General features: G+C 57.9%; 8 protein-coding genes. All 8 read left to right on the top strand.

Going from position 1 to position 12346, the window contains the following annotated elements; genetic code table 11:
- Positions 1-9 precede the first annotated feature (9 nt).
- The 8 genes from hydG to hutH all read left to right on the top strand — a co-directional run bounded on the left by hydG (position 10) and on the right by hutH (position 11891).
- Complete coding sequence (gene hydG, locus KGZ66_00445) at positions 10-1365, top strand: [FeFe] hydrogenase H-cluster radical SAM maturase HydG (GenBank protein ID MBS3984066.1); 1356 nt, start codon at positions 10-12, stop codon at positions 1363-1365.
- Positions 1358-2434, top strand: coding sequence for a [FeFe] hydrogenase H-cluster radical SAM maturase HydE (gene hydE / locus KGZ66_00440; GenBank protein ID MBS3984065.1), 1077 nt, complete (start codon positions 1358-1360; stop codon positions 2432-2434). Before hydG ends, hydE begins: the two co-directional genes overlap by 8 nt.
- The gene (hydF, locus tag KGZ66_00435) at positions 2431-3663 is read left to right on the top strand and encodes a [FeFe] hydrogenase H-cluster maturation GTPase HydF (protein ID MBS3984064.1); all 1233 of its coding nucleotides are present in this window, start codon (positions 2431-2433) and stop codon (positions 3661-3663) included. The genes hydE and hydF overlap by 4 nt, the downstream gene beginning before the upstream one ends.
- Before the next feature lie 140 nt (positions 3664-3803).
- A complete protein-coding gene (gene spoIIE, locus KGZ66_00430; protein MBS3984063.1) occupies positions 3804-6209 on the top strand; it encodes a stage II sporulation protein E in 2406 nt (801 codons plus the stop codon).
- A gap of 60 nt (positions 6210-6269) precedes the next feature.
- Positions 6270-7703 (top strand): tRNA lysidine(34) synthetase TilS, encoded by a 1434-nt coding sequence (tilS, locus tag KGZ66_00425; GenBank protein MBS3984062.1) that lies wholly within the window; start codon positions 6270-6272, stop codon positions 7701-7703.
- Positions 7691-8230, top strand: a complete 540-nt coding sequence (gene hpt / locus KGZ66_00420) for a hypoxanthine phosphoribosyltransferase (GenBank protein MBS3984061.1) — start codon at positions 7691-7693, stop codon at positions 8228-8230. The genes tilS and hpt overlap by 13 nt, the downstream gene beginning before the upstream one ends.
- Positions 8231-8335: 105 nt before the next feature.
- Complete coding sequence (gene ftsH / locus KGZ66_00415; GenBank protein ID MBS3984060.1) at positions 8336-10159, top strand: ATP-dependent zinc metalloprotease FtsH; 1824 nt, start codon at positions 8336-8338, stop codon at positions 10157-10159.
- Between the two features lie 190 nt (positions 10160-10349).
- Complete coding sequence (gene hutH / locus KGZ66_00410; protein MBS3984059.1) at positions 10350-11891, top strand: histidine ammonia-lyase; 1542 nt, start codon at positions 10350-10352, stop codon at positions 11889-11891.
- The last annotated feature ends 455 nt before the right edge of the window (positions 11892-12346 follow it).

Below are 12346 nucleotides of genomic sequence, written 5' to 3'. Positions count from 1 at the left end.
GAGACAACCATGCAGACAACCGTGCATATAGGCATAAATGAGCAGCCCTACCCAGATAAAGGTCGCGTCGCGGATATCCTAGCCAAAGCCGAGGCCTGCGCAGGGCTTTCTGCTGAGGAAGCGGCAGAATTGCTAGCTCTTCCCGCGTCTTTTGACGACAGCCTCTTTGCCAGCGCTAAGCGCGTCAAGCAAAGGCTATACGGCGCGCGCGTGGTGCTGTTTGCGCCGCTTTACATCTCTAACCTGTGTACTAACGGCTGTTTGTACTGCTCGTTTAGACAAGAGAACACGCAGTTGACGCGCAAGAAACTCAGCCAAGCAGAAATCGCCGAGCAAACAGAGTTCCTCATCAACATGGGGCATAAACGCTTACTGCTTGAGGCGGGAGAAGACCCAGCCGGCGCACCCCTCGCCTACGTGCTAGAGTCCATTCACACCATCTACCGCGCTGGCTGTCCGGGGCGCGAGATTAGGCGTGTTAACGTCAACATTGCCGCCACCACCGTGGAGGATTATCGTGAGCTTAAGGCGGCCGGCATCGGCACATACCAGCTCTTTCAGGAAACGTATCACCTGCCCACGTATGAGCGTATGCACCCACGCGGCCCAAAGGCCGACTATCATTATCACCTTACGGCTATGGACAGGGCAATACAGGGCGGCATCGAGGACTATGGCCTAGGCGTGTTGTTTGGCCTCTACGACTATCGGCAAGAGGTACAAAGCTTAATCGCGCATGCCGGCGAACTTAAGTCAAAATACGGCCTAGGCCCGCACACCGTCTCCGTGCCGCGCCTACGCCCGGCCAAAAACACGCATCTGCCGGATACCTACCTATTGAACGACCAGCAGTTTGCGCGCGTTGTCGCCGTGTTGCGCCTCGCACTGCCGTACACAGGCATTATTCTCTCCACGCGCGAAGCTCCCTTGATGCGTGACTTCCTGCTAGACGTAGGCGTGTCGCAGATGAGCGCGGCATCATCTACCGCACCGGGCGGGTACGGCAGAGAGACCGACAGCCGTCAGTTTGAAGGGGTAGACCACCGCTCGCTTGACGAAGTAGTGGAGGGCATTATCAGGCGGGGATACGTGCCTAGCTTTTGTACCGGGTGTTACCGCAAAGAGCGCCGCGGTGCAACGTTTATGCATCTGGTGGAGCACGGGCAGATCAAGGACATGTGCCAGACCAATGCGCTCCTGACGCTGGCCGAATTTGTCCTGCAGTTTGCCTCCCCGTCGACGCGGGAAGCTGCCGAGGCACAATGGGAACGCTGGCTAAGTGACATTCCCGTCGGCGCTATGCGTCATGCCGCGCGCGAGAAGCTCAAACAGGCGCTAGCCGGGGAGAGTGATGTCTATGTCTAGTACACTAATCGAGCGTGCCGAGAATGCGGGCGGGGAACTTAGCGTTGCCGAAATCGCGGAGCTACTTGCTCTTGCCGCCGACAGTGAACTGGAGCTGCTCTGGCAAGCCGCAGACACGGTGCGTCGCCGGGAAGTTGGCGAGGAGATTTGGCTGCGCGGGTTGCTTGAGTTCTCGAACGTATGCCGCTGCAACTGCCTTTACTGCGGATTGCGCCGCGACAATAAGGAGCTGCCACGCTATCGCTTGACCGAGGAGCAAATCCTCGCAGCGGTTGCAAGGTTAGGGCGCCTCGGTATCGGCACGGTGGTCTTGCAGTCGGGTGAGGACCCTTTCTTTACTGAGGAGCGGCTAGTCCGGCTGCTGCAAGCCATAAAGAAGGAGTCTAAAGAGCACTCCTTCGATATGGCTATTACGTTAAGCATCGGCTATCGGCCTAAGTCTGAGCTTAGCGCCTTCAAGCAGGCGGGAGCAGACCGCTTTCTTATTCGCCATGAAACGGCTAATGAGACGCTCTACGGAGCGTTCCATCCGGAGTCCGCGCTTGCCGACCGCGTGCGGCAGTTAAACGACTTGCGCGAGCTTGGCTACGAAGTAGGCTCCGGCTGTCTCGTCGGTCTGCCCGGGCAGACTGTCGCAGACCTCGCGGCCGACATTGCCCTCGCGCGGGAACTTGACGTAGATATGTTTGGCGTAGGCCCGTTTGTTCCCCATCCTGCCACGCCTTTGGCCGCTGCCCTCCCCGGAAGTACCCTAATGACCTACAAAATGATTGCTGTAGCGCGCCTGGTGCTGCGCGACGTGCATATCCCGGTGACGACGGCGCTGTCTACCCTAGAAGAAGACGGCAGAGAAAAGGGGTGGATGCGCGGTGCGAACATCGTCATGCCTAACGCTACGCCCGCACCTTACCGGGCGCAATACGAGCTGTACAAGAACAAGCGCTGCATCGACGACACGCTCGAACACTGCCGCGGTTGCCTAGGCCGGCGCATCGGGAGCGTCGGGAGAGTTATCGGTCAAGGGCGGGGCACTGCGTTACGGCTCCTGCGGAAGGGGGCGCAAGCATGAACAAGGCGCCGCAGGCGGTAAGGCCGCATGTTGTCCTTGTGGGTCGCTGCAACGTAGGCAAATCTACACTAATTAACGCGCTGTGCGAGCAGAGCGTGGCACTCGTATCGGCACACCCCGGCACTACCACCGACCCGGTGAGTAAATCCATGGAGTTGTTGCCCTACGGGCCGGTCGTGCTTGTAGACACGGCGGGGCTAGACGACGAGACAGCTCTCGGCAGAGAGCGGGTTAAACTCACGGAACGTGCGCTACGCAAAGCAGACTTAGTATTGTTAGTGGTAGAAACGCACGCGCTCTATCCTCTCGAACAAGAAATGCTGGCGCGCCTAAATAAACGCGGCACGCATGTCTTAGTGGTCGTAAACTGTCACACCGAACCAAGCAGCGAGACTCTAATCGGGAGCACCGCGCCTGTAATGGCGGTCAATGCCCTAAGCGGGCAAGGTGTGCGTGCGCTCAGGGAACGCATTGCGGCAGCACTCAAGAGCGCAGTCGCGGAAGTGCCGTTAGTGCGCGATTTGCTGACCGGCCAAGGTGCGGTAGTACTTGTCACCCCAATAGATAAAGCCGCGCCTCAGGGCAGGCTGATTCTCCCGCAGGTGCAAGTTTTGCGCGACATCCTAGACGGCGGCCAAATAGCGCTGGTCTGCCGCGAAACAGAACTAGCCGCAGCGCTAGCTCGCTTAAGTGAACCGCCGGAGCTGGTTATTACCGACAGCCAGGTCTTTTCTCTGGTGGCGCAAATCTTGCCTGGCGATGTCCCCCTAACCTCTTTTTCTCTCCTGATGGCCCGTTACAAAGGAGATTTGCCAGTCTTGGTGCAAGGAGTTCGCGCCATCGACGGCTTGCAGCCACAGGACCGCGTGTTAATTGTGGAGGGGTGTACTCACCATAGTCAGGAGGACGATATCGGCCGCGTTAAAGTCCCGCGGCTGCTTGAGCGCAAGGCCGGCGGCGAACTGCGCTTTACGTGGGCTATGGGCCCGAACTTTACCGCTGACATTGCCGCGTATCGGCTAGTCGTCCACTGCGGCGCCTGTATGCTAAACCGCCGCGAGATGCTGTCTCGGCTAGAGGTAGCAAGAGAAGCGGGGGTTCCCATCGTAAACTACGGGGTGTTACTGGCACATTTTAGCGGCATCCTGCAGCGCAGTTTGGCTCCGCTTATGTCAAAAAAGCCATCCGACACATTTTTCTCTCCCACCTCCCACACCTACAACTTCTAGTAGGGGTACTTTGCGGACACTACCAGATGCATGCCAAATTTGTCGTCATTTTTGTCTAAAACTAGGCCTCAAAGCGACAGATTACGCGCCGCCGCACCTCTACACTATTCCCACAACAAGCAATTGCGGGGGGTGTAGATTTGCAGGCTAACGCGATGCGGGCATCTGTAGCGGCAGTAAACAACATGCTTGTTCTGCCAAAGTCCTGGCGGGCGGGACTAAGCCGTATGGCACCGCTGTGGGCCTTGGGCTTCTTTCTCGCGCGTGCCGAGGTTTATGGGGAGTTGTCGCCATTTGCGCTTAGTTTCCTCGCGGCTGTGCGCCTGGCCTTGCCGGGCAGCGAATGGCTGACAGGAGGGTTTCTTACCCTTGGTGTGCTGTGGCGAGGCGGCTTTATGGCCACAGTGATGTTTATGGCTACCATTCTCGCCTATATCGCCTGTGAAAAATCCATGGTCGCGGCACGCAGCAGCGTCTTGCGTGCGGGCTTTGCCGGCCTGGCGGTGATAGTCGTTAGAATCCCTTTGTTTTTGTGGCAGACACCCACACTGTTTGAGGGCATAGTGACCCTGCTGGAAGCGGGCCTCACCGCGGTGTTAGCCTTAGTCTTCTTTCACGCCGTCAAGATTGTAGGGACGGCAAGTTCTACCCGCAGCTGGCGGACGGAAGAAATGTTGTCTTTAGCCATTACAGGCGGCATTCTGGCTTTGGGACTCGGCGGAGTGTATGTCGGTGGGATGTCTCTCAGGGGCGTAGCACTAAACTACGTCGTGCTACTCGCGGCCTACACAGGCGGTGCCACGTGGGGTGCAGCCGCAGGCGGAGCCGTGCCGTTCGTCGCTTACTTCGGCCATCCGTTATCGCTGTCTTTCGTCGGTGCGTACACCTTCGCCGGACTAGCCGGAGGGGCGCTGCGAGAATGGCGCAAAGCAGGCGTAATCCTCGGCTTTTTCGCTGCTACTGCCGTGACCGCGGCAAGTATGGGCGGACGAGATTACATCTGGCGCATGCTACTTGGGGTGGGAGTAGCCGGAATACTACTTGTTTTAACAGCCCGCGGCACCTGCTCTAAGATTTACCGGCTGTTGCCGCTCGCGGCCCGCGAGGAGACAGACCCGGCACCCACGTATTCTGCCCGTCTGCAGCAGTTAGCCGGACAGAGGCTAAGCGACCTTTGTGCCGTGTTTACCGAGCTGTCCGAGACGTTTAGCGAACCGGCACACGCAAGCCGCAGCCCCGACCAAACCGAGGCCGCACACAAACTCATGGAGCGCCTCGCTTGCGACGTGTGTGAAGAGTGCCAAGGCAAACAAATGTGCTGGGACAAAGAATTCTACAAGACTTATCAGGATATGCTTGGGCTCTTAGCGTTTACCGATGCGCACGGTCAGATTAGCATGGAGCACCTTCCCCCACACTTGCGACGACGATGTCAAAGGCCGCGTGAGCTAATTAGGTGCGTCAACTCGCTCGCGGAGTTGTGCCGGCAGGGGTTGTACTGGGAAAGGCGAGCCTCTGACACGCGCCGCTTAGTGGGCATACAGCTGCAGGGCGTCGCCAAGATTATGGCCGCTCTCTCGCGAGACCTTAACTTAAGTGTGGAATATCTGCGCGATATCGAGGAACGAATCATCCGTGAGCTGGCCGCACAGGGCATCTACTCCCCACAGGTAGAAGTAGTAAAGAGCCAAAACGGCAGAATAGGAGTATCTATTACCAAGCATGCCTGCGGCAACGGCGAGAATCACTGCGCTGCCGTCCTCGTGCCCTTGGTCACGAGCCTGGTGGGTAGGCAGGTGTCGCGCGAGGGAAGGTGCGCCTCATTGCAGCGCAAGACAAAGTGCTCCGTTCACTTGTCTACAGCGCATGTGCTGGCGACCGAGACGGGAATCGCGCAGCTGGCGGCCTCGCCTAAAATTTCGGGCGACAGCTACCGCGTTACGGAAATTATCGGCGGGAAACTAGCCCTTATGGTCAGTGACGGCATGGGCAACGGCCCTCTGGCGCATCAGGAGAGTCGCACAGTCGTTAATTTGCTAGAGCAGATGCTGCGCGCCGGTTTTGACAAAGAAGTTACCGTGCAGACCATAAACTCCGTTCTATCTCTTAGGTCACATGCGGAGACGTTTGCCACGCTAGATATGGCGTTAGTAGACCTTTACAACGGGAACGTGGAAGTCGTGAAGATTGGCGCCAGCTCATCGTACCTGCGCCGCGGCGACCGCGTCGAGGTGATTCGGGCAGACTCGTTGCCGGCCGGAATCTTGGCGAACATAGAGGTTGAGACTAGGAAACTGACCTTCCAACGCGGCGATATCTATGTCTTGGTGTCAGACGGCGTCCTGGAGGGGCAGCAAGGCATTGCTGACAAAGAAGAATGGCTCTGCCGCATTCTCAGGCAGGCCGCGCTGGAAAAAGCGCAAGACCTAGCGGAGTATATTCTCAACCGCGCCAAAAACAACCTTGGCGGCAGTATTCCCGACGATATGACGGTAGTCGTCTTGCGAGTCCTAGATAAGACAGTCAGTATACCTCTGGTCGGATGAGGCCGCGTGCGGCCTCATCCGCGCTTTTACTACCCCGTGGTTAGTGTTATAGTAGGTTATATGGAAAGGACTAAAGCACGTGCGGACGTAGCGCAGGCGGTAAGGCAGTTTGTCGCGGAGCAGAGTATCATCAGCCATGGCGACCACCTGCTCGTCGGAGTCTCCGGCGGGGCAGACTCAGTCGCCTTGTTGCTGTGCCTCTGCGAACTTGCCGCGCCCTTGGCTGTTAAGCTAACCGTTGCGCATCTTAATCACGGGTTGCGAGGGCAAGCGGCAGATGAAGATGCGCACTTTGTGGCTGATTTGTGCGCCCGCTTGGCAATCCCGGTAATGATAGGCAAAGTTGACGTAGCCGCGCGACGCAAAGAGAGTCATGAATCCCTGCAGCAGGCGGCGCGTGCGGAGCGCTTTCGCTTCTTTGCCGCAATCTGTCGCGAACAAGGACAGAATAAAATTGCGTTGGCCCACCATCAGGGGGACCAAGTCGAAACAATACTCCTTAACCTGATTCGGGGCACCGGCCTGCAGGGACTTGCCGGCATGAAGCCGCTTGAGCGCGGACTTTTTGGCCTTACGCTTATTCGCCCTCTGCTCTCTGTCGACAGAGTGGATATTCTGGCTTTTTTGGCGGAGCGTGGGCAAGGATATAGGGAGGATTACACAAACTTAGATACCAAGTACCGCCGCAATCTGGTGCGCCACGAGGTTTTGCCGCTGCTTAGCGGGATAAACAGTGACGTAGCGGGAGCCCTGCTTAGGGTGGGGGACCACGCCCGCGCGGCCGACGACTATATCTCTCTGCAGGCAGCTTCGCCTTGGCAGGAGTCGTATCGGTCGTTGCCCTATGGCACGGGGTTGCGGGCGGATGTTCTGCTCGCTTGCCATCGCGCGCTCGGAGCGCGTCTGCTCGCGTGGGCATACGCAAAGGAGCGCGAGGGGGAGGGTGACCTAGAGACCGTGCATATTGAAGCGTGCCGGAGGCTGCTTAACAGCCAGACCGGGCGCAGAATCCACTTGCCGGGCCATATTACCGCACTGCGCACGCGCGACTGCCTTGTGTTCTATCGCGAGCGGCGCGAGCCGGACACGCCTTTTGAGCTAGAGCTGACCCTGCCCGGCGAGGTGACTTTGCCGGACGGCAGCACGCTTACGGCGGAGCCGGTGGAGCATCTGCCGGCAGGCTACCCGCCGCCCTCTGCCCCGGTGGCTTATGTTGCCGGATTAAATCATTTGCTTAAGGTGCGAAACCGCCGGCCCGGCGACACGTACATACCTTTAGGAGCGTCAGGACATAAGAAGCTCAAGCGGTCCATGAGTGAGGCCGAGATTCCCTTGCCCTGGCGGGATAGGCTCCCTGTCGTCGTCGCCGACGGCAGGGTGGTGTGGGTGCCTGGGCTCCGCATTGCCGAGGAATTTCGCGTGCCGGAAACTAGATTAGGGTACGTATTTAAGTTAACGTACCTGCATGGGGGGAAGAATACATGCAACAACTAGATTTGCGCGTGCTTATCCCGCGCCAAGACATTGCCGCCAAAGTGCAGGAGATGGGCGAAGCCGTAAGCCGCGACTACCACGGGCAAGAAGTATTGCTGGTAGTAGTGCTGCGCGGCGCGGCGCTGTTTGCCGCCGACCTGTGCCGCCATATCTCTACGGATGTCGTGCTGGACTTTATCGCCGTTTCAAGCTATGGGTCGTCTACCTCCACCTCCGGCGTCGTGAGATTCCTAAAGGACCTCGATGAATCGGTAGAGGGGAGACACGTGCTGGTGGTGGAAGACATTGTGGACACAGGGCTTACCCTCACTTACTTGATTGAGAACCTTAAGTCCCGTCGCCCAATGAGCCTAAAGACCTGTGCTCTGCTAGACAAGCCTAGCCGCAGGCGCGTCAATATACGCCCAGATTACGTCGGTTTCACGATAGACGACCTGTTTGTCGTCGGATACGGGCTAGACTGGGACCAGCGCTATCGCCACCTGCCGGATATCTGCATCCACCAGGAGGGGTCAGGCTCAATATAGTTTTACAGAATATAGTTCACTGTGATAAGATATGCTGAGTTATGGTATGCGAAATAAACGAACCAATCCAAGGTAAATAGCGTAAAACGTATTTTGACCGGAAGGATGAGCTTACATTTGAATCGAAATCTTAGAACCGCCAGCATGTATCTGTTGGTGATACTCATCGGGTTATCACTAATTCAATATTTCGCCGCGCGCACCGCAGCGCCGCGCGAGCTTACCTATGGCGAGTTCTTTGCCTTGGTCGAGACAGGCGAGGTGCGCACGGCCGACCAGGTAGGGAGCACCGTCACGGGGGAACTCAGAGATGGGACAAAGTATCGCACCATCGTCCCGCCTGACGATGAGGAGCTCATTCCATTGCTGCGCGCTAATACGCAGTACAGCTATCGCCCACCTGCGGAACCACCGTGGTGGACAACCCTGCTGTCCTATGGGCTGATGTTTGCTGCATTCGCCGGCATTTGGTACTTCTTTATGCAGCAGTCGCAGTCCGGCGGCAACAAAGTAATGAGCTTTGGCAAATCGCGCGCAAAACTGCACAGCGAAGCCCGCAGACGCATTACTTTCGCCGATGTGGCGGGGTATGAAGAAGTAAAAGAAGAACTCGACGAAATCGTCCAGTTCCTTAAGAACCCTAAGAAATTTAGCGAAATTGGGGCTCGTATACCTAAAGGCGTAATGTTATACGGGCCTCCGGGTACCGGTAAGACATGGCTGGCCAGAGCCGTAGCGGGAGAAGCCGGCGTTCCCTTCTTCAGTATTTCCGGCTCCGAGTTTGTAGAGATGTTTGTGGGTGTGGGCGCCTCCCGCGTCCGCGACACGTTTGACCAGGCAAAAAAGAGCGCGCCGGCAATCGTGTTTATCGACGAGATTGATGCGGTAGGCAGGCAGCGCGGCGCCGGGCTTGGCGGCGGGCATGACGAGCGCGAACAGACGCTTAACCAACTGCTCGTAGAAATGGACGGCTTTGAGGGCAACGAAGGGGTTATCATCATGGCGGCCACTAACCGGCCCGACATCCTCGACCCCGCCTTACTGCGTCCCGGCCGTTTCGACCGGCAGGTGACTGTTGGTCGCCCTGACGTCAGGGAACGCGAAGCCATCCTCAAGGTGCATACGCGCAACAAACCCCTAGCCCCCGAGGTAAGGCTCGCGGTGCTAGCTGGACTAACGCCAGGGTTTACCGCCGCCGACCTCGAGAACCTTGTCAACGAAGGCGCGTTGTTAGCCGCCCGTCAGGACAGGCGCACTATCGCCATGGGAGACCTCGAAGAAGCCATTCACCGCGTGATTGCCGGGCCAAAGAAGAAGTCCCGCGTAATTTCCGAGCACGAGAAGAAGGTCTTTGCCTACCACGAGGCAGGCCACGCGCTAAGCCGCTACCTCACGCCGGGCTCCGACCCTGTGCACCTCGTCAGCATCATCCCGCGCGGCATGGCCGGCGGTTACGTCATCTCTTTGCCGACGGAAGACCGCTTCGTTATGACCAAGACAGAGATACTAGACAACGTCACCTATGCCTTGGCCGGTCGTGTGGCCGAACAGCTGGTGTTTAACGAGATTTCCACCGGGGCACAAGACGACCTCGACAAGTCCACCCGCATGGTGCGGCGCATGATTATGGAATACGGCATGAGCGAAGAGCTAGGCCCCGTCACTTACGGCGAGAAAGAAGAGCAGGTGTTCCTAGGGCGCGACATCTCGCGTCACCGCAACTTTAGCGAAACCGTCGCGCACAGCATCGACCGCGAGGTGCGGCGCATCGTTGACCGCTGCTACCACCGGGCGGAGGAAATTCTAAAAAACAATCGCGATAAACTAGACCTAATAGTCAACGCCCTGCTAGAGCGCGAGACGCTCAAGGGTGAAGAGTTTGAGATGCTGCTCAAGACTGGCTCCTTGCCACCGTTAGTTGAAGCCTAACGCGAAGAACTGGATTATGCACCACAGAGTCACTGAGGGCACAGAGGGAGAACGGTAGTTCGTCCTTTCTCTGTGTTCTCTGCGCCTCTGTGGTGAAAAGTCTCCCCCGTCGGTTGCCCCCCTGCTCTTGCCTCGCTATAATTAGCTAGGACAGAGGAACAGAACACGCACATTTGACTGGGGTGTAGCTATGAAGGTAACTATTTCCGGAGATTCCCTGACGCTCGCCGAGATTAGGGCCGTCAGCCGCGAGCGCGCGCCGGTGTCGCTTGGCCCCGGCACGCCAGAGCGCATTGATGCCGCGCGGCGCTTAGTCGACGCGTACGTACAAGAGGGCCGCCCGGTCTATGGGATTACGACCGGCTTCGGTAAGTTTGCCGAAGTGTCCATCAGTCGTGAGCAGACGGCTGCCCTACAGCGCAACCTTATCGTCAGCCACGCTTGCGGAGTCGGGCCGCCTCTGCCGACCGAGACGGTGCGTGCGCTGATGCTGCTGCGCGCGAATGCGCTGGCGAAAGGATTTTCCGGCGTGCGCATGAGTACAGTCGAGAGCCTGCTGGCCATGCTCAATGCGGGTGTTCACCCCATTGTGCCCGCCCAAGGGTCATTAGGGGCAAGCGGGGACCTCGCGCCTTTAGCGCACGTTGTGCTCGTGATGATTGGCGAGGGCGAAGCAGAAGTTGACGGCCAAGTCATGTCGGGCCGGGAAGCACTTGCTACTCGTAACATAACTCCTATCGCTTTGGCAGCCAAAGAAGGCCTCGCCCTAATTAACGGCACACAGGCCATGGCCGCGAATCTTAGCCTCGCCGTTTTGGATGCCCTTACGGCCCTTAAAGCCAGCTTTATTACCGCGAGCCTTAGTCACCAGGCTTTGCGCGGCATTACCGCCGCTTTTGACGCGCGCCTCTGTGCCGTGCGCCCGCACCCGACACAAGCGCAGGCGGCCGAGGTGATGCGCACGTTGCTGCTTGGCAGCACGCTTGTCACCCTACCGGGAGAGGTGCGTGTGCAGGATGCATACGCGCTAAGGTGTATCCCGCAGGTGCATGGGGCGTGTTGGCACGCGCTCGCGCACGTGGCCAACACTCTCCTTATCGAGTGCAACTCCGCGACCGATAATCCACTGGTTTTCCCGGCCGACGGCGAAGTTATTTCCGGCGGCAATTTCCACGGCGAATTTCTGGCGCTGGCCGCGGATTACCTCGCGCTGGCTGTGGCCGAACTCGCGAACATCTCCGAGCGCAGGATAGAGCGCCTGGTTAACCCGCAGCTTTCGGGACTCCCTGCCTTCCTGACACGGCACGGCGGCCTTAACTCGGGCCTAATGATTACTCAGTACACAGCGGCGGCATTAGTATCTGAGAACAAAGTACTAAGTCACCCTGCGAGTGTGGACTCCATTCCTTCAAGCGCTAATCAGGAGGATCATGTGAGCATGGGTGGGGTGGCTTGCCGCAAAGTGCGCCAAATTGCCGAGAACACTATGCGCGTGCTAGGCATCGAGTTATTGGCCGCCTGCCAGGCGATAGACTTACAGGCAGGTGGCGAGTTATCTCCCGCGAGCAGCCTAGCCTACGACTGCCTACGGCGAGTCGTACCTACGCTTAAAGAAGACCGCGTCCTGTACCCCGACCTTAACGCCGCCTACGCTCTCCTGCAGTCCGGTGAACTACAGGCAGAGGTAGAGCGCTTCACGGGCGAGTTGGTGAGGTTGAGCAGTGAGCAGTGAGCTGTGAGCAATCGTGAATCATGAATCATGAATCGTGAACTGCGGGGAGAGGGCTATCGGCTCTCGGCGGTCAGCACTCAGCTTATAGGCTTTAGGCGTTAGAGGAGAGGTCTTTCAATTTGCCAGCGAGTGGCTTTCAGCTGTACGCTGTAAGCCGTACGCCGTAAGCTACTGAGCACTGAGCACTAAGCACTGGAGCGACCGAGCAAGGTCGCACTACATAGCGGGTGCGAATCCCGCTGGGAAAGGAATAGCTAACCACCCATAGCTAGCCTTGGAGCGCAAGGGGTAACCACTGCGTTTAAGCGTAGGCAAGCAAGCTAGCAGGCCGAAATCGAAAGGTGAAGGTATTGAGCCCCGAAATAGTGCAGCGATGGGAGTGCCGATGCTTTCAGTGCGGCAGAAGGCAAGATTGCATCTAGCGTGATAGCGAGTTAGGTGCAAGCTCCCCGGGG

It is taken from the genome of Selenomonadales bacterium, from assembly GCA_018335585.1.
In the GTDB taxonomy this organism is placed as follows: Bacteria; Bacillota; UBA994; order UBA994; family UBA994; genus UBA994.
This window is presented reverse-complemented; position numbering and strand designations above follow the sequence as displayed.